The sequence below is a fragment of the Marinobacter sp. genome, from assembly GCF_041690455.1.
Lineage (GTDB): Bacteria > Pseudomonadota > Gammaproteobacteria > Pseudomonadales > Oleiphilaceae > Marinobacter.
Map to the genome: position 1 here is coordinate 17,979 of NZ_JAWLHI010000037.1, position 22,778 is coordinate 40,756.

Below are 22,778 nucleotides of genomic sequence, written 5' to 3' on the forward strand. Positions count from 1 at the left end.
GGGGTGGTGTAGCGACTACATCTCGTCGTAGTCGAGAACCACCTTGTCGCTGATCGGATAGCACTGGCAGGAGAGCACGTAGCCGGCTTCGACCTCGTAATCCTCCAGGGCAAAGTTCTGGTCCATTTCCACTTCACCTTCCACGACCTTGGCGCGGCAGGTGGAGCAGACGCCAGCCTTGCACGAGTAGGGCAGGTCTGCGCCTTCCTCATTACCGGCATCCAGGATGCTCTTGGTATCGCGAACCAGCGGGAAGGTCAGGGAACGGCCATCGGCAATCACGGTCACTTCGCTGATGGACTGCGGGTCCACGTGGGACGGATCCCGGTCTTTCCTGGACTGGGGTACACCACCGGCCGGTGTGAACAGCTCGTAGTGGATCTTGCTCTTGTCCAGGCCGTGGCGGGCCAGCGAGTCGCGGACGGTCTCGGTCATCGCCTGGGGACCACAGATGAAGGCCGCGGTGAGTGCCTTGGCATCGATCCAGTGATCAAACAGGGCATCACACTTGTCGTGATCGATCCGGCCGTTGTAGAGGTCGATGTCCTGCTCTTCACGGGTGAAGATATACACCAGGTTCAGGCGGGACATGTACTCGTTCTTCAGGTCCTGGAGCTCGTCCCGGAACATGGTGTTGCTGGTGGCCTTGTTGCCATAGAACAGCGTGACCTCGCTCTTGGGCTCGGTTTCCAGCGTGGTCTTCACGATCGACAGGATCGGCGTGATGCCACTGCCAGCAGCGACGGCCAGGTAGTTGCCTTCGCGCTCGGGGTTCAGGTCCACGGAGAAATGGCCCTGGGGCGGCATCACTTCCAGCGTCTGGCCGGGCTTGAGCTGCTCGTTGGCAAAGGTGGAGAAACGGCCTCCGGAAATCTTCTTGACCGCAATGCGCAACTCATGGTCGTTGACGCTGTTGCAGATGGAGTAGGAGCGCCGTACTTCCTCGCCGTCCAGTTTCGTTCTCACAACCAGGTGCTGGCCCTGCTTGTAGGAAAACTTGTCGGCCAGGTCTTCCGGTACGTCAAAAGACAGGGTTACCGCGTTTCTTGTTTCAGGTCTGACCTCTTTGAGGGCCAGTGAATAGAATTTGTTCATGGTCGTCTTGGCTCTAGATGCATTTGAAATAGTCGAAGGGCTCGAGACAGTCCTTGCAGCGGTAGAGCGCCTTGCAGGCGGTGGATCCGAACTCGCTGACCCGCTCAGTTTGGGTGCTGCCGCAATGGGGGCAGGTGATCACTTCGGAGTCGCCCAGCAGGCTTCGCTTGCTGGCACTGCCCTGGGGCGGCGCGATGCCGAAAACCCGGAGCTTCTCTTTGCCTTCGTCTGTAATCCAATCGGTGGTCCAGGCCGGGGTCAGCACCTGTTTGATCCGGGGATTGCGGAAACCCGCAGCACGCAAGGCTTCCTCAATCAGTTCCTCGATCAACTCGGTCGCAGGGCAGCCGGAGTAGGTCGGCGTCACATCGACGGAAAGTTCTTTTCCGTCCCAATGTACGGCCCGGACAATGCCGAGCTCGACGACGCTTACTGCCGGAACTTCGGGATCCTTGACCTCGTCAAGGATGGCCCAGATGTCCGCCTCGGTCAGTTGATCGGTGCGGGCGTCTGCCGGCACCCGATCACTGGCAATCAGCTTGTCTACCGCTGACCGCGGGTCTGTATCACCATGTTGTGGCATCGGGATAGGCCCTCTGCAGAAACTGCATTTCTGCCAGAATGAAACCGAGATGTTCGGTGTGTTCGCCACGCTTGCCGCCCAGGTACATCCAGGCATCGTCCGGCTGCGGCGTCAGGGTGGCTTCCTGGAGCACTTCCTTGACCATTCCGCGCCAGTCTTCCTTCAGCTGCTCGGGATCCGGGCCGATGCCGGCCTCCGCCATCAGACGGTCTGTTTCGTCCGGCGTGATCAGCTCACCGGTGAAGCGCCAGAGAATGTCTACCGCATCCTGCATGCGACGGTGGCTTTCCTCGGTGCCATCGCCCAGGCGCTTGACCCATTCGGATGAGCGGCGCAGGTGGTAGGTCACCTCTTTCAGTGCCTTGGCAGCGATGGCGGCAACCCGCTCGTCACTGGCGTTCACCAGGCTCTTCAGGGTGAAGTAGTGCCAGGCGTCATAAAAGAACTGACGACCCATGGTGACCGCATAGTCTTCATTCGGCTGCTCGGTCAGCAGCAGATTGCGGTAGTCATGGGCGTCGCGACGGAACGCGAGTTTGTCGGCATCCCGACCGTCATCGATCAGCTCGGCGGCATACTCGTACCAGTTCCGGGCCTGACCGACGAGGTCCAGGGCGACGTTCATCAGCGCCATTTCCTCTTCCAGGGCCGGGGCCTTGCCGCACAGCTCACACAGGCGCTGGCCCAGGATCATGTCGGAGTCCGCCAGGCGCAGCAGGTAGTCCGTGAGTGCTTCTTTCTGAGTCATGGAACCGCTCCTTACATGTGTCCGACTTCGTCGGGCAGCTTGTAGAAAGATGCGTGTCGGTAAACCTTGTCTTCCGACGGGTCGAACAGCACCTCTTTCTCATCGGAGGCAGAGGCAGTGATCGCGTCGGACGGAACCACCCAGATGCTGACGCCTTCGTTGCGGCGTGTGTACAGGTCACGGGCGTTTTCCATGGCCATTTCCGCGTCGGCGGCGTGGACGCTGCCAACGTGCTTGTGGTTCAGACCGTGCTTGCTGCGTACAAAAACTTCGTAAAGGCTCCATTCAGCCATGATTCTTTCCTCCGGTATCAGGCGGCTTCAGCGCGCTGTTTTTGTTTTTTGGCGTAGGCGACAGCGGCTTCACGGACCCAGGCGCCTTCGTCAATTGCGTTCTTGCGAGTTTTGATGCGCTCGCGGTTGCAGGGACCGTTGCCCTTGAGAACGTCGTAGAACTCCTGCCAGTTGATTTCACCGAAATCATAGTGGCCGGTTTCTTCGTTCCACTTCAGGTCCGGGTCCGGAGCGTTGCAGCCCAGGTACTCGAGCTGGGGTACGGTCTGGTCGATGAACATCTGGCGCAGTTCGTCGTTGCTCTTGCGCTTGATCTTCCAGGCCATGGACTGCTGGGAGTTCGGGGATTCGTCATCGTGCGGGCCGAACATCATCAGTGCTGGCCACCACAGACGGTTGATGGCGTCCTGCACCATCTGCTTCTGCTCCTCGGTGCCCTCACGCATCATATCCAGCAGGATCTGGTAGCCCTGACGCTGGTGGAAGCTCTCTTCCTTACAGATGCGGATCATGGCACGGGAGTAGGGACCGTAGGAGGTGCGCTGCAGGACCACCTGGTTGACGATGGCAGCGCCATCCACCAGCCAGCCCACGGCACCCATGTCGGCCCAGTTCAGGGTCGGGTAGTTGAAGATGCTGGAATACTTGGCCTTGCCCTGGTGCAGCTTCTCGATTTCTTCATCGCGATCCGCGCCGAGGGTTTCCATGGCGCTGTACAGGTACAGGCCGTGGCCGGCTTCGTCCTGGATCTTGGCCATCAGCTGTAGCTTGCGCTTGAGGGTCGGGGCACGGGTCACCCAGTTGCCTTCCGGAAGCATGCCAACCACTTCGGAGTGGGCGTGCTGGGAAATCTGGCGGACGAGGGTCTTGCGGTAGCCCTCCGGCATCCAGTTCTTCGGTTCGATCTTCACTTCGGCGTCGATCTTTTCCTGGAATGCGCGCTCTTCGGGCGACATCTCATCCAGGCTCTTGACGCGCTTGGCTCCGGTTTCAACGAGCTGGGCGTACATACAATACCTCCGGTTCGGCTTGTTGTTCTGCGAGCAAGAATGCTCTCTTCATGTTTCTCTGATTTTAGTCAATATTAAATGATACTGAATAAAAATCAAGGAACGATTTTGTGTGTCATGTCAGCTTAAAAGGTTACGTAATGACTTGTTAAGCAGTTGATAGTAGAGCTAAAAAAAGTGATACGTAATGAAAAACTATCGAGATCTATTGTGAGAGAGTTAAATTAAATCCCGATAATCCGGATGGTAAGGGCCCCGGCCGGTCGTGGGGACCGGTCGGGGCGCTACCGGAGCTTACTTCCGGCGGTCGATAACACGCTTGGCCTTGCCTTCGGAACGGGCCAGACGGTTGGGTTCGACAACGTCTACACGGGTGCTGATGCCGATGTACGACTTGATGTGGTGTGCCAGCTCCTTGGCGGCCTTGGCGCGTACCTCGTCACCCATGCCGGCTTCCGGCTTGAGTTCGGCACGGATGTCCACGCAGTCCAGGTTGCCCTCTTTGTAGACCTCGATCTCGTAGTGCGGGGCGAGTGCCTCGCACTTGAGCACCTGCTCCTCGATCTGGCTCGGGAATACGTTCACACCACGGATGATCAGCATGTCATCGCTGCGACCGGTGATCTTGTCAATACGACGCATCGGGCGGGCCGTGCCCGGCAGCAGACGGGTCAGGTCGCGGGTGCGATAACGCAGGATCGGCAGGGCGACTTTGGTCAGGGAGGTGAATACCAGTTCGCCGTACTCGCCGTCCGGAAGTACCTCGCCAGTGTTCGGATCAATGATTTCCGGATAGAAGTGGTCTTCCCAGATGGTCGGGCCGTCCTTGGTCTCGATGCATTCCATGCCCACACCCGGACCCATGACCTCGGACAGGCCGTAGATGTCCAGGGCCTCGATGCCCAGTCGCTCTTCCAGCTCTGTGCGCATGCTGTTGGTCCAGGGCTCGGCACCGAAGATGCCCAGGCGCAGGGGCAGTTTGTGCGGATCGATGCCCTGGCGGTCCAACTCGTCAGCAATGTTCAGCATGTAGGACGGAGTCACCATGATGATGTCCGGCTGGAAGTCCTTGAGCAGCTGAACCTGCTTCTCGGTCTGGCCGCCGGACATGGGGATGACGGTACAACCCAGACGCTCGGCACCATAGTGGGCACCCAGGCCGCCGGTGAACAGGCCATAACCGTAGGAAATGTGGACCTTGTCACCGCGATAGCCGCCGCCGGCGCGGATGCTCCGGGCCACGATGTCGGCCCAGGTGTTGATGTCACTCTGGGTGTAGCCAACAACCGTGGGCTGGCCGGTAGTACCACTGGATGCGTGCACCCGGACCACGTCAGACATCGGAGTGGCGAACATACCGAACGGGTAGTTGTCGCGCAGGTCCGCCTTGGTGGTGAACGGGATCTTGGCCAGATCTTCCAGCGAGTTGATGTCCATGGGCTTCAGGCCGATGTCATCAAATGCCTTCCGGTAGAACGGAACATTGGTGTAGGCATGGACCACACTCCAGCGCAGGCGCTGGAGCTGTTCGTGACGAAGCTCGTCGATGCTGGCGGTTTCCATGCGGTCGAGTTTGCCGATTTTCTGCAGAGGTAAGCTCATAATCGAATCCTGCGTGTTCTTGTGTCTTGAGTCAGCGTGTCACTGGTGATGTAGGTGTTACTCGGCGCTGTCGGTGCGCTCGATGATCAATGCGATACCCTGGCCAACGCCAATGCACATGGTGCACAGTGCGTAACGGGCTTGCTTGCCGGCCTTGTGGCGCCGCTCGAGCTCGTTCAGGGCGGTGGTCACCAGGCGTGCACCGCTCATACCCAGCGGATGCCCCAGGGCGATGGCGCCGCCATTCGGGTTTACGTGCTCGGCGTCGTCCGGCAGCCCGAGATCCCGGGTGACGGCCAGCGCCTGGGCGGCAAAGGCTTCGTTCAGTTCGATCACGTCCATGTCAGCCAGTTCCAGGCCAGCGGTCTTGAGGACCTTGCGCGTGGCCGGAGCCGGGCCAAAACCCATGATCCGCGGCTCAACGCCGGCGGTGGCCATGGCGACGATCCGGGCCCGCGGCTTGAGGCCGTATTCTTTCAGGGCATCTGCACCGGCCATCAGCAGGGCGCAGGCGCCGTCATTGACACCGGAGGCATTGCCGGCGGTTACCGTGCCGTTCTCGCGGAAGGGGGTTGGCAGCTTGGCCAGCTTTTCCAGGCTGGTTTCCCGGGGATGCTCGTCGGTATCCACCACCAGCGGATCCTGTTTGCGCCGGGGGATGGTCACCGGCGTGATCTCGTCGGCGAAAATGCCTGCAGCCTGGGCGGCAGCGGTGCGCTGCTGGCTGCGCAGGGCGAAGGCATCCTGGTCTTCCCGGGAGATGTTGAACTGCTCGGCCACGTTCTCGGCGGTCTCCGGCATGGAGTCGATGCCGTACTGCTTTTTCAGCACCGGATTGACGAAGCGCCAGCCGATGGTGGTGTCAAAGATCTCCGCCTTGCGGCTGAAGGGGCTGTCGGCCTTGCCCATCACGAAGGGCGCACGGGACATGGACTCGACGCCGCCGGCAATCATTAGGCGGGTTTCACCGGTACGGATGGCGCGGGCGGCGCTGCCGACCGCATCCATGCCGGAACCGCACAGGCGGTTGATGGTGCTGCCCGGCACGTCCACCGGCAGCCCGGCCAGCAGCAGGGACATGCGGGCGACGTCCCGGTTGTCCTCGCCGGCCTGGTTGGCGCAGCCGTAGAGCACATCATCCACCTTGGACCAGTCCAGGTCCGGGTGCCGCTCGACCAGGGCCTTGATCGGAATCGCACCGAGGTCATCAGCCCGGACCGGGGAAAGTGCGCCGCCGTAACGACCGATGGGGGTGCGGATGGCGTCGACGATGTAAGCGTCCAGCAGGCGGTTGTCAGTGCTCATGAATTGTCCTCCGAATTGCGGACGGTGCCGCGAACTTCATAGGAGCGGCCGCGGAACAGTGCCACGGTGCGGCCGTCCTGGTTGGTCAGGGTAATGTCGTAAATGCCGGTACGGCCGCCACGGGAACGCTCTTCTGCGGTAGCGGTCAGCAGGTCGCCCTCTCTGGCGCCGGACATGTAGTCAATGCTGCAGCCGGAAGCCACGGTGGCCCGGTCATAGCTGTTGCAGGCAAAGGCAAAGGCGGAATCCGCCAGGGTGAACAGATAACCACCGTGGCAGGAGCCGTGGCCCTGGATCATGTCGGGGCCCACGGTCATGGTCAGGATTGCCTTGCCGGGGGCTACGGATTCGATTTTCATGCCCAGTTTCTGGCTGGCCCGGTCCCTGGCGAACATGGACTCGGCGCAATCTTCCGCCAGTTTCTGTGGATCGGGTTTCTGTTGATCGATAGTGCTCATGCGTAAAACCCCTTGTTGGCAAAACAGTTCTTTCTCAGCAGCAGGGACGGCCGGTAGCGATCCTCGCCGTAGCTGTTCTGGATGTTGGTCAGCACGGTGAAGGTGCGACCTGAGCCCAGGCGGTCACTCCAGCTCAGGGGACCTTCCGGGTAATTCAGGCCGGCTTTCATGGCCAGATCGATATCGGCAACCGTGGCTACTCCGTGCAGGTGAGCGTCGGCACCTTCGTTCGCCAGCATGGCGACGGTGCGCATGATCACCAGGCCCGGACGATCGGCAATGCGGCTGACCGCAAGACCGGCCTTCTGCAGCAGGGCGCAGGCATCGTCGATGGCTTGAGCGGAGGCCTGCTCCGCGGCGGCGATGGCCAGGCGGGAGGCTTCGGTATAGTTGAAGGCAAGGTCGAACAGCACCAGGTTGGCACAGCCTTCCTCGGCGGCCCGCTCGGTGGCCATACGGCCGTCGGTCAGGGCCAGCACGGCCTGGCCAAAACGCAGCTGGCCGTTGCCCGCCCGCTCGATGATCTTCAGGCCGGCGTCACGCAGGCGATCCACCAGGGCCGAAGCGGGGCCCAGGCTGCCTTCGACGATAACCACGGATTCGCTGCTCTGGCGCGGAGCTTCGGTCTGCGGCTCGGGGCGCTCTGCCCCCTCCTGGTAACTATAGAAGCCCTGGCCGCTCTTGCGACCAAGATGGCCCGCGGAGACCAGCTCCTGCTGAACCAGTGACGGCAGGAAACGGGTGTCCTGGTAGTAGGCGTTGAACACCGAGTTGGTTACCGCGTAGTTGACGTCATGGCCGATCAGGTCGGTGAGTTCGAAGGCGCCCATGCGGAAGTTGCCGGCCTCGCGCATCAGGGCGTCAAGGGTCGCCGGGTCCGCTGCCTGTTCCTGGACCAGGCGCAGGCTCTCGGCGTAGAACGGCCGGGCGACCCGGTTGACGATGAAGCCGGGGGTGGAGGTGGCGTAAACCGGTTTTTTGCCCCAGTTGCTGGCGGTATCGTATACGGTCTCGGCAACGGCCTTGTCGGTGGCCAGGCCCAGCACCACTTCCACCAGCGCCATCAGCGGAGCCGGGTTGAAGAAGTGCATGCCCACCAGGCGACCGGGATGCTTCATGCCGGCACCCAGGGAGGTGACGGAAATGGACGAGGTGTTGGTGGCGAGGATGGCGTCCTCGCGGCACAGCGCCTCGAGGTCAGCCAGCAGGCCGCGTTTGATGTCCAGGTTCTCCACGATCGCCTCGATCACCAGCCCGCTCTCGGCTGCCTCCGAGAGATCGGCCACCGGCTGGATGCGGTCGAGGAGGGCGTCCAGGTCCTGCTGGTCCATCTTGCCCTTGTCCACACGGCGCTGCAGCACCTTGGCAATGCCGGCGCGTCCGGCCTCGGCGGCCCCTTCGCGCTGGTCATGCAGGAATACGTGGTGCCCTGCCTGGGCCGCTACCTGAGCGATGCCCGCGCCCATGGCGCCGGCGCCGATGACTGCAACCTTTGTTTGGGTGTCCAGTGCCGGCATCGTTTATTTCCCCTTGAAAGACGGTGTGCGTTTTTCCATGAAGGCGGCCACGCCCTCGCGATAATCTTCTGTGCGACCGGCTTCCCGCTGCAGATCCCGTTCGAGGTTGATCTGCTCTTCAAAGGTGTTGTTGACGCTGGCGTGCAGGGCCTGCTTGATGAGTGCCAGGCCCTTGGTGGGCTGGGTGGCGAAGTGGCGGGCCAGCTTCATGGTTTCTTCCCTCAGCTGATCATCGTCCACGCACTGCCAGATCATGCCCCAGTCTTCCGCCTTTTCGGCGCTGATCTTGCCGCCCAGCAGGGCCATGCCCTTGGCGCGGGCCATGCCTGCCACCCGGGGCAGGGTCCAGGTTCCGCCGGAATCCGGCACCAGGCCCAGTTTGCAGAAGGCCTGGACGAAGCTGGCAGAGCGGGCAGCAAGCGTAATGTCGCAGGCCAGGGCGATGTTGGCGCCCGCACCGGCGGCTACGCCGTTCACTGCACACAGCACCGGCATGGGCAGGTCACGCAGGCTGCGCATCATCGGGTTGTAATAGTTTTCCAGGGAAGCGCCTAGATCCGGCATCTCCTGACCCGGGGATACGCTGCGGTCAGAGAGATCCTGGCCGGCACAGAATCCCCGGCCGGAACCGGTAATCACCAGCACCCGAACGGTCTCGTCCTTGCGAACGGTGTCGATGGCATCGCGCATGCGCTCATGCATCTCGACATTGAAGCTGTTGAGGTTGTCCGGTCGGTTCAGGGTGAGCAGGGCGACGCCCTGATCGATTTCAAGAAGGATGCTCGGCTGGGTCATGGTGTTGTCCCGTTGTTGGTAGCAAGAAATGGTTAGGGACGCTCAGCGTCCCGTGACAGGAATGGCGAAGGTCCCCCGGAGCACGCGACAGGTGTCCGGGCGGAGGTTTGCAGTGGCGGTATCGGTCATTCCCGTTACCGCTCCTGCGGGCGTGATGTGCAGGTTGTTTGGCATAAGCAATCCGGTGTGACTTTGTTTTTGTCTCAGGTGCCGGCTTCGCCGGTCAGATTCCGGGCGCTGCATGCCCTGGATGATCTGGTCTGTCAGGGCCGAATGCGTGAATGAGTATATCTCAGAATTGATACCCGTCAAGGACTCGTGGTATCGACTTCTGTATCACTTTGGCAGTCTGGGGATGAATTACCCGTTTATCTTGATGAAAATAAAGAAAAATAAATTCTGGCTTTGAGTTTTTTATAGCCAATTCGAAGGTAATTGATCCTTGTTAAGCAGCCTGTGGACATGAAATTCCATACAAAAACGGATAATGTGATACGGAAAATGAATCACAACAATCGTTTTGGGTTCCATAAGGCTGCGTGCCGGTCCCCCTGCCAACAGGAGAAAGTTATGCCCGTATACAGCATTGAAGGTGTTGTCCCGGTTGTCCACCCCACCGCTTATGTTCACCCGAGTGCCGTGCTGATTGGTGATGTCTGGATCGGACCGGACTGCTACGTGGGGCCGGCTGCCTGTTTGCGGGGTGATTTCGGGCGAGTTGTCCTCAAGGAAGGATCCAACATCCAGGATACCTGTGTGATGCATGCCTTCCCGGGTATGGACACGGTGATCGAGAAGAACGGTCACGTTGGTCACGGCGCAATCCTGCATGGTTGCATCGTGGGTGAGGACGCGATGGTCGGGATGAATGCGGTTGTGATGGATGAGGCCCACATCGCGCCCCGTTCCATTGTCGGGGCCGGAGCGCTGGTCAAGGCCAAATTCCAGTGCGAGCCCGCGTCCCTGATCGTCGGTTCGCCCGCCAAGGTCTTGCGCACGCTGAGTGACAAGGAAGTGGACTGGAAGAAAAAGGGTACCGAGGAATACCAGCGACTGACCCGCCGCTCACTGGCAAGCCTGGTGGAGTGTCAGCCTCTGGAGAAAGGTGAGCCGGACCGTCCCCGAGTCGACGCCGGCCAGTACCAGCCCAAGCACCAGTCCTGATGGGCGGAGCTCCGGGAACCCCGGAACCAGGCATGGAAATGGCGGCTCAGGCCGCCATTTCTGATTTCAGGGCATCGATAATGATACGCGCGAAATCCTCGGGGGAGTCCTCCTGCAGGAAGTGGCCGCCCCGCAGGGTGATGTGAGGCTGGCCGTGGGCGCCGGGAATCCGACGCTGCATGTAGCGGTCTTCTCCCCGGGTGATGGGGTCGCCACTGCTGAAGCAGGTAATGAACGGTTTGCGCCATTTCTCCAGTACCCTCCAGGCCTCCCGATTGGCCTGTCCGGCCGGGTCGTCCCTGGATACCGGAACCAGTTTCGGAAAGGCGCGGGCACCGGCCTTGTATTCGGTTGAAGGGAAGGGCGCCTCGTAGGCTGCCTGCTCGGCCCTGCTAAGGGTCCGTTCGGTACCCAGCTGGACGATGCGACCGACCGGCAGCCAGGGGCTGTGGGTGACAAAGGCTTTCCATAGGGAAAACATCGCCGGTGCCCGGGTTTCGCCGGTAGGAAGCATCCCGTTACCCACGATAATACAGCGGAACCGGTGGGGGTGTTCGGCTGCCAGGCGGAGCCCGAGCAACGATCCCCAGTTCTGGCACACCAGTGTGATGTCCCGGAGGTCCAGCTTTTCGATCCAGCTGCCCAGCCACGCCATATGGCGCTCGTAGCTGTAGTCTGCCATTGCCGCCGGTTTGTCCGATTTGCCGAAGCCGATCAGATCCGGGGCAAGAGCCCGGTGGCCGGCAGCGGCAATGAGCGGAATCATGTGCCGGTACAGGTAGGACCAGGATGGCTCGCCATGCAGCATCAGCACAGGTGAAGCACCGCGGGGGCCTTCATCGACGTAGTGCATTCTCAGGTTGGGCTCTACGTCGAGATAGTTGGGAGAAAAAGGGTAATCCGGCAGACCCTGGAAGCGGGCTTCGTCGGTTCTCAGAATACGCATGCCATCGACTGTCCTGACTGATAGGTTGCGCAATTGCCGTTATGACAATTCTCGCAAGTCAGGATAAATCAGAAGGCTGTTTCATGTGTTTGAGTTGCGTAACAGTGCGTTGCCCGTTTGCTTCAGCAGGCGAGGTCGAGCAGGCGCTCCGGGTTTTCGATTTCTGCCATGGCGTCGTCACAGCAGTTCACGGCACCGCAATCGTCCGCCGAGCACAGGGCCAGGACGCGGCACTGGGTGTCCTGCTGGTTCTCGCCTTCGTTGCGGAACATGCGGGCGCGGGAAAGAATGGACCTGCAATGGCCGCAAAGCAGGGTTGGTACCGCACTGCCTTCGGCGAGAATGGCCTTGTAATGGGTATGTTCAGTCATAAATATCCTCCTGATAGTTTCAGACTAGGGCCAGAGTATGACAATACAGAGTCGGCCTTTCGCTGAGATTTCCATCTCTATACGGATCCTTTATCCGGATCGACCACCGGCCGCCGGTTGGAGCGTTTGTCTTCCCAGTCAAGCTCCTTGGGGTCGTACCAGCCAATGGCCTCAAGCACTTTCTGGCGAGTACGCGGGGACAGGGTGGGCCAGAGCTCCTGGAAATCGTCCAGGCCCTGTTCCCGTTGCTTCTGTTGTTTGCTCTGCAGCCGATTGATGATCCTGGGGAGTTGCAGAGCCTCCCCGAGCTGACCGGGCACCAGCACCTCCTGCCCCATCACCTTTCGGCGATGGGTCCTTGCCGCCAGCACGCGTTGAAGTTCCGTCGCGGCGTCTAGTGCGGTTTCGGTGGTAAAGGTTTCCAGTTCCAATAATGTGACTCGTTTGTCGGTTAATCCGTAACCGACCACTATAACCTGAAGCAGGCTACAGTGGCCATGTCATCGTGGTAGGCTATCGGGCCGGAGTGGCCGCACAGACCCGCGGTTACCGTTCACAGCTTTGGGAAGAACTGACCTATGTACGCAAAACTTGAAACACGGACTTTTCTGGCCTTGCTGGTCGGGGTTTCCCTGGCGTTCGTGTTTCTGATGAAGCCCTTCTTCGGCCCCATTTTCTGGGCAGTGGCGATCGCGCTCATTTTCCATCCGGTCCAGAACCTGCTGGTCCGCTGGCTCGGCGAACGGCCAAATACCAATGCCTTGATTACACTGGTGATCTGCATGGTGATTGTGGTGATTCCGGTGCTGGTGCTGGTGACCTCCCTGGTGGCACAGGGAGTGGACATCTACCAGCAGATCCAGCGCGGCGAGATCCGCCCCGGGGAGTACATCGATCAGGTCAACCAGTCCTTCCCCGCGATCCAGGCATTCCTGGCGCAGTTTGATATCAGCTTTACCGAGTTACGGGACCGGGCTGTCAACCTGTTCGTTGGCGGCAGCCAGTTCCTCGCCAAGCAGGCCCTGGGGATCGGCCAGAATACCTTCCAGTTCTTTATGGGCCTGGCCCTGATGGTTTACCTGGCCTTCTTCCTTTTGCGGGATGGCCACCAACTGGTCGAGTTGATCATACGGGCGCTGCCCCTGGGCGATGAGCGCGAGCGGCTGCTGTTTGCCAAGTTCGCCGAGGTGACCCGGGCCACGGTCAAGGGCAACCTGTTGATCGCCATTATCCAGGGCGCCCTGGGGGGGCTGATCTTCTGGATTCTGGGAATTACCGGTGCGCTGCTTTGGGGCGTGGTCATGGCCATCGTGTCACTGTTGCCGGCGGTCGGGGCGGCCCTGGTCTGGGTGCCGGCGGCGATCTACCTGGCGGCGGTCGGGGATGTTGTTCCCGCCCTTATCCTGACCGTGTTCGGCGTGGTGGTTATCGGCCTTGCCGATAACCTCCTGCGGCCGCTTCTGGTGGGTCGTGACACCAAGCTGCCGGATTACATTGTGCTGCTGTCGACGCTCGGTGGCATTGTCATGTTCGGTATCAACGGGTTTGTCATGGGCCCGTTGGTTGCGGCCCTGTTCATGGCTTTCTGGGGGATTTTCATCCGGGAATTCGGGCACGAGTCCCAGGCGGTGCTTCATCCGGACGCCGGCCCCGAAGATGAGAACCACGGCAATCGTCCCGATGGCAAACTATGATAGGGTATTCATTGTTTGCCCCAGCTTGTGGAGATAGGCACCACACAACAAGAAAAACCGATGCCATCCAGGCGTCAGGAGTAGTACAGGTGAGAACCATGAAGAAAACGACCCGTTATCCCGGTCGCCTTCTGGCTGCAGCCGGTGTGGCGGCTATGCTGGGCCTTGCGCCCATGGCCCAGGCAGATGACACCGTAGCGGTGAAGAACGCCCTGTATGGTGCCGGTTACGACATCACGAAAGTCAGTTCGGGCATGGATGACAAGACCCGTGCCGCGTTGACCCAATTCCAGAAAAATCACGGTCTAGAGGCTACCGGTGCCCTGAACGAGGAAACCCGCAAGGCACTGGGGATGATCACTGTGCAGGTTGCTGCGGCGCCCGCCCAGAGCGGATCGCAGGGTGCGGAAGACTCGGCATCGAGCGCCGCTTCGGCCGAGCCGGCGAAGGAATCCGGAGAAAAGGACGCCATCGAGGAAGATGAAGACGGTGGTTGGTCGCTCTGGTAGTGCCGCCGGTTCGCCGTTCATAAAAAAGCCCGCCGGGTTGATACCCTGCGGGCTTTTTGCTGGCTGTCCGGAAGAGGTCAGTCGAGTTTCGACAGATCCCGAACCGCGCCCTTGTCGGCACTGGTGGCCAGCAATGCGTAGGCCTTGAGCGCCGCCGAGACCTTGCGGTCGCGCGGCAGATCCGGCTTCCAGCCCTTGGCGTCCCGGGCTTCCCGGCGACGATCCAGCTCCTGCTGGTCGAGCTGAACATTGATGGAGCGGTTGGGAATGTCGATCAGGATGGTGTCGCCATTCTCGATCAGGCCAATTTCCCCGCCGGCTGCCGCTTCCGGGGAGGCGTGGCCGATCGAGAGCCCCGAGGTGCCGCCGGAGAATCGACCGTCCGTGAGCAGGGCGCAATCCTTGCCCAGCCCCTTGGATTTCAGGTAGCTGGTGGGGTAGAGCATTTCCTGCATGCCGGGTCCTCCGCGGGGGCCTTCGTACCGGATGATGACCACTTCGCCGGGTTTCACTTCGTCGCCGAGGATGCCGGCGACTGCCGAGTCCTGGCTCTCGAACACCCGCGCCTTGCCTTCGAACACGTAGATACTTTCATCGACACCGGCGGTTTTCACCACGCAGCCGTCCCGGGCGATGTTGCCATAGAGCACGGCCAGGCCGCCCTCGGTCGAGTAGGCATTGGCCACGGAACGGATGCAGCCGTTCTCCCGGTCACCGTCCAGGCTCGGCCAGCGGGTGCTCTGGCTGAAGGCTGTCTGGGTGGGAATGCCCGCCGGACCGGCCTTGTAGAACTCCACCACTTCCGGGGTCGGCGAGCGCATGATGTCCCAGGTTTCCAGGGCTTCTTTCATGGTCTTGCTGTGAACGGTGGGCAGGTCGGTGTTGATCAGCTTGCCCCGCTCCAGTTCACCCAGGATGCCCATGATGCCGCCGGCACGGTGGACGTCTTCCATGTGGTATTTCGGGGAGTTGGGCGCCACCTTGCACAACTGCGGCACATGGCGGGAGAGCCGGTCGATGTCGGCCATATCGAAATTCACCCCGCCTTCCTGGGCCGCCGCCAGCAGGTGCAGGATGGTGTTGGTGGATCCGCCCATGGCGATGTCCATGGTCATGGCGTTCTCGAAAGCGGCCTCGGAGCCGATGCTGCGGGGCAGGACGCTGGCGTCGTTTTCCTCGTAGTAGCGGCGGGCGTTCTCGACGATCTGGCGCCCGGCCTTGAGGAACAGCTGTTCGCGGTCAGCATGGGTGGCCAGCAGCGAGCCGTTGCCTGGCAGGGCCAGGCCGATGGCCTCGGTCAGGCAGTTCATGGAGTTGGCCGTGAACATGCCGGAGCAGGAGCCACAGGTCGGGCAGGCACTGCGCTCATATTCTTCCACCTGCTCGTCGCTGGCGTTCGGATCTGCGGCGATGACCATGGCGTCCACCAGGTCCAGTTTATGCTCGGACAGCTTGGTCTTGCCGGCCTCCATGGGGCCGCCGGAAACAAAGATGGTCGGGATGTTCAGGCGCATGGCGGCCATCAGCATCCCCGGGGTGATCTTGTCGCAGTTGGAAATGCACACCAGGGCGTCGGCACAGTGGGCATTGACCATGTACTCCACCGAGTCGGCGATGATCTCCCGCGAGGGCAGGGAGTAGAGCATGCCGTCATGGCCCATGGCGATGCCGTCATCCACGGCAATGGTGTTGAATTCCTTGGCCACGCCGCCGGCAGCTTCGATTTCGCGGCACACCAGCTGCCCCAGATCTTTCAGGTGCACATGGCCGGGTACGAACTGGGTGAACGAGTTGGCAACCGCGATGATCGGTTTGCCGAAATCCTCGTTTTTCATTCCGGTAGCGCGCCAGAGGGCGCGGGCACCGGCCATGTTGCGGCCGGCTGTGGATGTCCGCGAACGATACTGAGGCATGAGTTCTGGTCTCTCTCTTGTGTCCTGACAAATTCCGTAAAAAACAGAGGATACCAGATTAGGCCCGGCGCGCATGGTTGTTTTTGCCCCGGCTGGTGACTATAAACAAGACATGAACCGGAAGATTGCTGCGTTCTGCTGAGCGGAGAAGGAGTTCGTCTATGGCTGGCCGGGAACGCCTGCCTCTGGGTCGCCTGAAAAGCTTCTACCCCCTGAACCGGCTGACCGCCGATCAGCTGGTCCTGCTGGTTAACCGCGCTGAGCGTCGCTGCCACAATCCTGGCGAGACCGTAATCGAGCAGGGCGTGCGGGATGGCCTGGATTTTTTTCTCATCAGCGGCGCCGTGGAACTGCACGCCAAGGATGGTCGCAAATCGATCATCGAGGCGGAGACGGAAAAAGCGATCAATCCCATTGCGCGGCTGCAGCCCCGCATGTACGAGGTGGTTGCCATCAGGTCCAGCGAATTTCTGGTGATCGAGCAGGACATACTCAATGGCTTCCTGAATTCGGCTCCGGTCAGCCAGGTGGAAATGGAGTCTTCTGGTGACTGGGTTGCCTCGGGCAGTGCCGAGCATCGGCTGCGAATGGAATTCAATTCGGAACTGCGCTCCAACCATATCCGTTTGCCCAGCGTGCCCGATATGGCATGGAAAATACGCCGCACCGCGGCCCGGGAAGGGCTCTCGGAGAAGAAACTGGCCATGGCGGTGGCGGCCGATCCGGCCATGGCCGCCAAGCTGGTACGAGCCTGCAACAGCCCTGTGTACCGAGGTTTGGGTGGTGTCCACAGTGTTCACGAGGCGGTCAGCCGGCTCGGTATGCGTACCACACGGCAACTGGTGTCCGAGTTCGCCCTGAGGGACGTTTTCAGAAGCCGGCAGCTGAGTCTGCAGAGGGAAATGCTGAAGCTCAGTCAGCAATCCCGGGAACTGGCTGCACTGTGCTGGCTGCTGGCCGATCAAATCGAGGGCCCGGATCGCGATGGGGCAGAGCTGGCCGGGCTGCTGCATGATATCGGCAGAGTGCCGTTGCTGCTTCTGGCGGAGCATCACCCGGGCCTGTGGTCCAATGAAGCCAGGCTGCAGTCTGTCAGTAGACAATTGCGGGCAGAGTTCGGCACTGCCCTGCTCGAGAACTGGGGTTGCCCGCCATCTCTGGTGGAGGCGGTGGGTCATGGAGAGGATTGGCATTATGAGTGTCCCGACAAGAGTCCGCAGCTGGTGGATGTGGTGATCGCCGCCCGGTTGCATTCCATGATCGGCTCAAGCCAGAATGGCGAGCTTCCAGCCCTGAACCAGGTGCCCGCGCTCGCGCGACTGGGTGGGTCGGAGCCCGGTGCCTCCCGCAGCCAGGAGCTTCTTGCCGAAGCCAGGGCGAGGGTAGAGCAAACGCAACTTTTGCTGTCGACTCGATGACCAAGCCAATCATGCATGTCCCCCTCTTTCCCCTGAATTCCATTGTCCTGCCCCGGGGACGTATTCCACTTCAGCTGTTTGAGCCGCGCTACATCGATATGCTGACCCGTTGCCTCAAGGAGGACCGGGGATTCGTGGTGGTGCTGCTGAGGGATGGCGAGGAGACCGGCCCGGTTGCGCGCTTCTATGATATCGGGACCTACGTCCGGATCATTGATTTTCAGCAGCTCGAGAACGGGCTGCTGGGCATTACCGTCGAGGGCGAGACCAAGGTGTCCGTGGTCCGCAGCTGGCAGCAGGATGACGGTCTCAATGTCGGCGATGTGGAATGCCTGCTTGAGGAGGCATGGAGTGATGTTCCCGAGCGATACATCGAGCTGCCCTCGGTGCTGCAGGCTCTGTTCAGGCACCCGGTCATCCGCGACCTTTCCATGGATGTGGACTACGAGGATGCCCGGGATGTGGGTTGGCGATTGACGGAACTTCTGCCCCTGGACAAACAGGAAAAGCAGCGCCTGGTGGAACTTCAGGATCCTCTGGAACGGCTCAGCCGCCTGCAGGGTCTGCTGGAGGCCCTGGAAGAGGGGTAGTCTGCTCGGTGACCGGCTGTCGGGAATACTCCTCCACGGCTTCGGGCCAGCGGTCATGGAGATAGCCAGCAGTAAAAAGACTCCACAGCAGCAGGGCCGCGAGGGTAAAGCCATCGGTGTGGATGGGCACCCGATCAAAACGGCTGTAGCTGGCCCGCACCAGGCCGGTAGTTGCCAGCCCCAGCAGGATTCCCCCGATGATATCCGTGAACCAGTGCACCCCAAGATACAGGCGGCTGACGGCCACCGGCAGCAGCGGTAACGAAAACAGCACATAGGCCTGCCAGCGTTTCCGGTGTCGGGTTTCCCCGGCCACAAAACCTGCCAGCATGGTGACAAACACGGTAATTCCGGCGCTGTGACCGCTGGGAAAAGCCCCGGAAGACGGTGGCTGGAATACCTGGTCCGGGCGTGGGATGCCCAGAGTCGACTTCAGCAGCCAGACCAGGACGAGGGTCAGGGCGGCGGCGAACAGTATATGCAGCGCAGCGGCATAATATCCCCGGAAACCGAGCACCAGGACCGCCAGCAGGGACGCTGTCACCAGTACCGCGGGGTCACCGATGAGGGTAACGGTGATGGCCGGGCCATCGAGCAGGGGTTGCCGAAGCTGGCGGAACCACTCAAGGGTCAACTGGTTGAAGGGTTCCAGTGCGCCGGTTACGGCCAGCTGCCCCCAGATCAGCAGCAGTCCGGACGCCGCCACCGCCATCAGTACGGAGGCCAGCGGAAATTCTCCTTCCCGGGCCGGCCGGTCATTGGTGTAGAGACGCCAGAACCGGTGCGACAATTCATACTGCCGCATCCGCTGCTCGAACCACCGGTAGGCCCGGCCTCCTTCCCCCAGCCCCATCTGGAAGCGGATCAGGATCAGATAGACCACGAGCAGGGCCGCGAGGCTGACGCCCATGACGGCATAGAAGTGTGCGGGAGGACGCAGTTCACTCTGAAGGGCGCTGCCGACAAGAAAGCCGGGCAGGATGTAGACCGGGGCCCAGCCGATGGCGGAGGCAATGTTGAAGCCCAGGAACCGTCGCCACGGCATCCAGAGGGCGCCGGCGATCAGCGGAATAATGGGGCGGATGGGGCCGATAAAGCGCCCGATCACCACGCTCTTGCCCCCATGCCGGTGGAAAAAGGCTTCGCCCTTGTTGATCAGCACCGGGAAGCGACTCAGAGGCCAGACCGAAGTGAGCCGGCCCTGTAACTGGCGCCCAAGGGCGAAACTCACGCTGTCGCCGGCAACCGCCCCCAGCCCTGCCCAGACCAGTGCCTCGGTCAGTGGCATGCCGGATTTGCCCGCCAGGGCGGCAACTGCAAACAGGATTGCAACCCCGGGCACGATAATGCCCGCGATCGCCAGGGACTCGATGAATGCGGTCAGGAACAGGGCACCGGCCAACAGCCCGGGATTGGCTGATAGCCACGCCGTCAGCTCTGTCAGCCAGGCGGTGCTCATGCCTCGATGGTCTCTCCCGGGCTGAACCAGGCGGAATCAGCGCCACGCTTGCGGGCCTCTTCAAGTGCCTGTCGGGCGCGTTTGCGCAGCGTATCGGTACGGGTATCGCCACTGCCTCGGGTGGTGCATCCGAGACTCACTGTGGCCTTGCCGAGAACAGGCCACTGGTGTTCGGCAATGTTCCGCCGGATACGCTCCGCAATCACCCGTACCCCTTCCTCGGGGGTGAACGGCAGGACCAGGAAGAATTCCGCGTTGTCCAGTGTGTACAGGGTGTCTCCCGCGCGGATGACGCCGAACAGATGCTGGGTCATATCGCGGAATACCGCCTGGATCGCGTCCTCGCCATGCAGGTCCCGGGCTTCGTCCGCATAGTCCAGGCCAAGGTGGATAACCGAAAGCGGGTGCCCGGTGGCGATGGCCCGGCTGATCTCTTTCTGCAGGGTTTCGTCCAGGAAGCGGGCATTGTGGGCGCCGGTGACGGGATCCGTGATCGCCAGATCTTCTGCGGACTGGGCCATGTGGCCGTAATGCCAGGTGTAGAGGCCGGTTACGGTAAGCAGGATCAGGAGGCCGGTGGTGATGGTCATGGCTTCACTGGCCGGGTGCTTCAGGAACAGGGTCACTGCGAGCGGTACCAGCAGCAACACCGACAATCCCACGCCCTGGCGCAGAGGCAGGATGAGCAGGTTCAATACCAGCAGGGGCATCGCCCAGTGGCTGATGCCCGGGCCGTCCATGGTGATCAGGGCTGCCACCAGTCCACTGTTAAGTCCGGACAGGATGATCAGGTGCCCCTGAGACGCGAGTTGGTGTCGGCGGTTGATGACGGTGTAGATCAGTCCGGCGGTGGTGAGAATGGCCATTCCGGAAGCCAGGTAGAACAGGTCGTAGAAACCATAGCGCAGGTTCTGGCCGGCCAGGCTGGCAATGAACACGGTGGCCAGCACGTAGCCGGCACTGTGGGTCCAGGTTCTCAGGCGGGTTTCGGTCATGATGCCGGCCGCTCCTGCCCGGCGATGCCGTGGTTCTGCTGTGACCAGGCGCTGTACACCTGAGTCCGGTTGCCGCCCTGTTGCTGGGCTCGACGCAGAGCGTGGGCAGCGCTCTGTTGCAGGCTGTCGGCGTCATCGCCGATATTCAGCCCGGCAATGCCGGTGCTCACGGTCAGGCGCATTCCGTGGGATTTGAGCAGCGTCTGCAGCCCGGCACGGATGGTCTCGGCCCGGTCCAGGGCGTTATTGGTGCCGATGCCGGGCAGGATGACCAGGAACTGCAGGTCCGCCACCCGGTAATAGGTATCGAAGTCGCGCAACTGCGAATGCAGGTAGCGGCCAATACGGGGCAGGATCGAGCGGATGTCCTCGTCCCGTTCGTTGTCGCTCAGATGAGTGTCCAGCCCGATCATGATGACGGACATGTCCGTGCCTTCCCGCTCACTGCGCTGGATCTCCTTGTGCAGATCCGCGGACAGGTACTCCCGGCTGGCGGCCTGGGTCAGCTCGTCCGTGCGCCGCAACGGCGCAAGCTGGCGGCTCTTGTATTCACGGAGAAACACCAGCAGGCCGGACAGCAGCAGCGTGAGTAGAAAGGCGCTGATCATCTGGTGCCGGTCGGGCAGGCCAGTCGCCCACCAGACGCCTGCCATCGCCAGGATGGTCACTGCCAGGGCCAGGATCATGGCGGCGGCGGGCGGGAACAGCGAGAAGGCGACCAGGGGAATGGCGTAGAGCCAGTGAGTCAGGGCCCAGGGGCCCACCACGAATCCGGACAGCAGCAAAAATGTGAGGACCAGGAAAAAAAGCCGTTGTATCAGGGGCCAGGGCCGTTTTGCCCGGGCCGGATGAAAGGTCCGGCCGCTGATGACAATGCCGGCCGCCGCAGCGGCAACCGCCGCCATCAGGGGCTGGCCGAGCAGGGCACTCAGCAGGGTAATGGCCAGAAATGCCACGAACCCGGCTCGTGACAACCTGGTCAACAGGAATTTATCGGCCGTCTGGGCCATGGTGTGTCCTTCCTCTCCCGGGTGTCCATTAATCAGAGGCTCCTTGAGTATGAAGCATAGCGCAGCGGTATAATAATGGTTTGGGATGCGTACTTGAAACGGGAAAGGTAAAGTTAGGCCCTTATTCCTGAATTTGACTGACAAGGTAGCAAGGACACGGGATGGATATAGCAGCATACATGGCCGAGGTCGGCCAGCAGGCGCGAGCGGCTGCCACACAGGTGGCCAGGTCAACCACGGCCACGCGCAACCAGGCTTTGCTGGCTACGGCGGAGGCCCTTGATGCCGCTCGCAACGAACTGGCGGTTGCCAACAGCAAGGATCTCGAGAAGGGGCGCGAGAATGGCCTCGATGCCGCCATGCTGGACCGGCTGGAACTGACCCCGCAGCGTATTGACGCAATGATCGAAGGGTTGAGACAGGTGGCCTCGTTGACGGACCCGATTGGCGAAATCACCGGTATGACCTATCGTCCGTCCGGCATTCAGGTCGGCAAGATGCGGGTGCCCCTGGGGGTGATCGGCATCATCTATGAATCCCGTCCCAACGTCACTGTTGAAGCAGCGAGCCTGTGTCTGAAATCGGGTAATGCCACCATCCTGCGTGGCGGTTCCGAGGCCATTCATTCCAACCAGGCCATTGCCGCCTGTCTGGCGACGGGCCTTGCCACGGCGGGGCTGCCCGAGACCGCCGTGCAGGTGGTCAGGACCACGGACCGTGCCGCCGTCGGTGAGCTGATCACCATGCCCCGGTATGTCGATGTCATCGTGCCCCGGGGCGGCAAGGGCCTGATTGAACGGATCAGCCGGGATGCCAGGGTGCCGGTCATCAAGCACCTGGACGGCGTGTGTCATGTCTATATCGACAGCCATGCCGATCCGGAGAAGGCGCTGAAAGTGGCGGTCAACGCCAAGACCCAGCGCTATGGTACCTGCAACACCATGGAAACCCTGCTGGTGGACCGGGAAGTGGCAGCGGATATCCTGCCCCTGCTCGCCTCCGCCTTCGAGGAAAAGGGCGTGGAACTGAGGGGCTGCCCGGAAACCCGTGACATCGTCCCCGGTGCCGGAGAAGCCACCGAAGCAGACTGGGAGGAGGAATACCTGGCGCCGATCCTGGCGGTTCGGGTGGTGGGCGGCCTCGATGGTGCTATCGAGCACATCAATCGCTACAGCTCCCAGCATACCGACAGTATCATCACGGAAAACTACACCCGGGCCCGCCGGTTTATCACCGAAGTGGACTCCAGCTCGGTGATGGTCAATGCGTCAACGCGCTTTGCAGATGGGTTTGAATACGGCCT

Annotated in this window: 23 protein-coding genes; 6 read left to right on the forward strand and 17 right to left on the reverse strand. The window is 61.3% G+C overall.

What is annotated here, in order from left to right; genetic code table 11:
• Positions 1-15: 15 nt before the first annotated feature.
• The 10 genes from paaE to paaG form a co-directional block, all read right to left on the reverse strand.
• Complete coding sequence (gene paaE, locus ACESMW_RS10790; protein ID WP_372987047.1) at positions 16-1,095, reverse strand: 1,2-phenylacetyl-CoA epoxidase subunit PaaE; 1,080 nt, start codon at positions 1,093-1,095, stop codon at positions 16-18.
• Positions 1,096-1,108: 13 nt separating this feature from the next.
• On the reverse strand, positions 1,109-1,678 hold the full coding sequence (gene paaD, locus ACESMW_RS10795) for a 1,2-phenylacetyl-CoA epoxidase subunit PaaD (protein WP_372987048.1): 570 nt from the start codon (positions 1,676-1,678) through the stop codon (positions 1,109-1,111).
• Entirely contained in the window at positions 1,662-2,426 is a 765-nt protein-coding gene (gene paaC / locus ACESMW_RS10800; RefSeq protein WP_343815100.1) for a 1,2-phenylacetyl-CoA epoxidase subunit PaaC, read from the reverse strand. The genes paaD and paaC overlap by 17 nt, the downstream gene beginning before the upstream one ends.
• An 11-nt stretch (positions 2,427-2,437) precedes the next feature.
• Entirely contained in the window at positions 2,438-2,719 is a 282-nt protein-coding gene (gene paaB, locus ACESMW_RS10805) for a 1,2-phenylacetyl-CoA epoxidase subunit PaaB (protein WP_113860921.1), read from the reverse strand.
• 17 nt (positions 2,720-2,736) lie between these two features.
• Positions 2,737-3,729, reverse strand: a complete 993-nt coding sequence (gene paaA, locus ACESMW_RS10810) for a 1,2-phenylacetyl-CoA epoxidase subunit PaaA (protein ID WP_372987049.1) — start codon at positions 3,727-3,729, stop codon at positions 2,737-2,739.
• A gap of 294 nt (positions 3,730-4,023) precedes the next feature.
• Entirely contained in the window at positions 4,024-5,331 is a 1,308-nt protein-coding gene (gene paaK / locus ACESMW_RS10815) for a phenylacetate--CoA ligase PaaK (RefSeq protein WP_372987050.1), read from the reverse strand.
• 57 nt (positions 5,332-5,388) lie between these two features.
• Positions 5,389-6,636, reverse strand: a complete 1,248-nt coding sequence (pcaF, locus tag ACESMW_RS10820; RefSeq protein ID WP_372987051.1) for a 3-oxoadipyl-CoA thiolase — start codon at positions 6,634-6,636, stop codon at positions 5,389-5,391.
• Positions 6,633-7,094 (reverse strand): hydroxyphenylacetyl-CoA thioesterase PaaI, encoded by a 462-nt coding sequence (gene paaI / locus ACESMW_RS10825; RefSeq protein ID WP_372987052.1) that lies wholly within the window; start codon positions 7,092-7,094, stop codon positions 6,633-6,635. The genes pcaF and paaI overlap by 4 nt, the downstream gene beginning before the upstream one ends.
• Positions 7,091-8,611: a 3-hydroxyacyl-CoA dehydrogenase PaaH gene (gene paaH, locus ACESMW_RS10830; RefSeq protein WP_372987053.1), complete on the reverse strand. Its 1,521-nt coding sequence runs from the start codon at positions 8,609-8,611 to the stop codon at positions 7,091-7,093. Before paaH ends, paaI begins: the two co-directional genes overlap by 4 nt.
• Positions 8,612-8,614: 3 nt before the next feature.
• Positions 8,615-9,406 carry a 2-(1,2-epoxy-1,2-dihydrophenyl)acetyl-CoA isomerase PaaG gene (paaG, locus tag ACESMW_RS10835; RefSeq protein WP_372987054.1) on the reverse strand — a complete coding sequence of 264 codons (792 nt, stop codon included), beginning with the start codon at positions 9,404-9,406 and terminating at the stop codon, positions 8,615-8,617.
• 570 nt (positions 9,407-9,976) lie between these two features.
• Here paaG and ACESMW_RS10840 point away from each other — a divergent pair.
• The gene (locus ACESMW_RS10840; RefSeq protein ID WP_372987055.1) at positions 9,977-10,570 is read left to right on the forward strand and encodes a phenylacetic acid degradation protein PaaY; all 594 of its coding nucleotides are present in this window, start codon (positions 9,977-9,979) and stop codon (positions 10,568-10,570) included.
• A 46-nt stretch (positions 10,571-10,616) separates the two neighbouring features.
• Here ACESMW_RS10840 and ACESMW_RS10845 read toward each other — a convergent pair whose 3' ends face one another.
• From ACESMW_RS10845 to ACESMW_RS10855, 3 genes are all read right to left on the reverse strand, one after another.
• The gene (locus ACESMW_RS10845) at positions 10,617-11,516 is read right to left on the reverse strand and encodes a haloalkane dehalogenase (protein WP_372987056.1); all 900 of its coding nucleotides are present in this window, start codon (positions 11,514-11,516) and stop codon (positions 10,617-10,619) included.
• Between the two features lie 122 nt (positions 11,517-11,638).
• Entirely contained in the window at positions 11,639-11,887 is a 249-nt protein-coding gene (locus tag ACESMW_RS10850; RefSeq protein WP_372987057.1) for a hypothetical protein, read from the reverse strand.
• Between the two features lie 77 nt (positions 11,888-11,964).
• Positions 11,965-12,318, reverse strand: coding sequence for a hypothetical protein (locus ACESMW_RS10855; protein ID WP_372987058.1), 354 nt, complete (start codon positions 12,316-12,318; stop codon positions 11,965-11,967).
• Positions 12,319-12,465: 147 nt separating this feature from the next.
• On the opposite strand from ACESMW_RS10855, the gene ACESMW_RS10860 reads away from it, so the two are divergent.
• Together ACESMW_RS10860 and ACESMW_RS10865 are read left to right on the forward strand one after the other, a co-directional pair.
• Complete coding sequence (locus ACESMW_RS10860; RefSeq protein WP_372987059.1) at positions 12,466-13,581, forward strand: AI-2E family transporter; 1,116 nt, start codon at positions 12,466-12,468, stop codon at positions 13,579-13,581.
• Positions 13,582-13,679: 98 nt separating this feature from the next.
• A complete protein-coding gene (locus ACESMW_RS10865) occupies positions 13,680-14,090 on the forward strand; it encodes a peptidoglycan-binding domain-containing protein (protein ID WP_372987060.1) in 411 nt (136 codons plus the stop codon).
• Between the two features lie 77 nt (positions 14,091-14,167).
• On the opposite strand, the gene ilvD is transcribed toward ACESMW_RS10865, so the two are convergent.
• On the reverse strand, positions 14,168-16,003 hold the full coding sequence (gene ilvD / locus ACESMW_RS10870) for a dihydroxy-acid dehydratase (RefSeq protein WP_372987061.1): 1,836 nt from the start codon (positions 16,001-16,003) through the stop codon (positions 14,168-14,170).
• 161 nt (positions 16,004-16,164) lie between these two features.
• On the opposite strand from ilvD, the gene ACESMW_RS10875 reads away from it, so the two are divergent.
• Positions 16,165-17,421, forward strand: a complete 1,257-nt coding sequence (locus ACESMW_RS10875; protein WP_372987062.1) for an HDOD domain-containing protein — start codon at positions 16,165-16,167, stop codon at positions 17,419-17,421.
• Positions 17,422-17,432: 11 nt separating this feature from the next.
• A complete protein-coding gene (locus ACESMW_RS10880) occupies positions 17,433-18,011 on the forward strand; it encodes an LON peptidase substrate-binding domain-containing protein (protein WP_372987068.1) in 579 nt (192 codons plus the stop codon).
• On the opposite strand, the gene ACESMW_RS10885 is transcribed toward ACESMW_RS10880, so the two are convergent.
• Genes ACESMW_RS10885 through ACESMW_RS10895 form a run of 3 tightly spaced genes read right to left on the reverse strand, consistent with a single transcriptional unit; the run spans position 17,968 to position 21,475 of the window.
• The gene (locus ACESMW_RS10885; protein WP_372987063.1) at positions 17,968-19,470 is read right to left on the reverse strand and encodes a bifunctional DedA family/phosphatase PAP2 family protein; all 1,503 of its coding nucleotides are present in this window, start codon (positions 19,468-19,470) and stop codon (positions 17,968-17,970) included. The two genes, ACESMW_RS10880 and ACESMW_RS10885, sit on opposite strands and share 44 nt — an antisense overlap.
• Positions 19,467-20,465 (reverse strand): GGDEF domain-containing protein, encoded by a 999-nt coding sequence (locus ACESMW_RS10890; RefSeq protein WP_372987064.1) that lies wholly within the window; start codon positions 20,463-20,465, stop codon positions 19,467-19,469. Before ACESMW_RS10890 ends, ACESMW_RS10885 begins: the two co-directional genes overlap by 4 nt.
• Positions 20,462-21,475, reverse strand: a complete 1,014-nt coding sequence (locus tag ACESMW_RS10895) for a GGDEF domain-containing protein (protein WP_372987065.1) — start codon at positions 21,473-21,475, stop codon at positions 20,462-20,464. Before ACESMW_RS10895 ends, ACESMW_RS10890 begins: the two co-directional genes overlap by 4 nt.
• Positions 21,476-21,636: 161 nt before the next feature.
• Between ACESMW_RS10895 and ACESMW_RS10900 the strand changes: the two genes are divergently transcribed.
• Positions 21,637-22,778, forward strand: a 1,142-nt coding sequence (locus ACESMW_RS10900; RefSeq protein ID WP_372987066.1) for a glutamate-5-semialdehyde dehydrogenase, incomplete at its 3' end; no start/stop codon positions are given.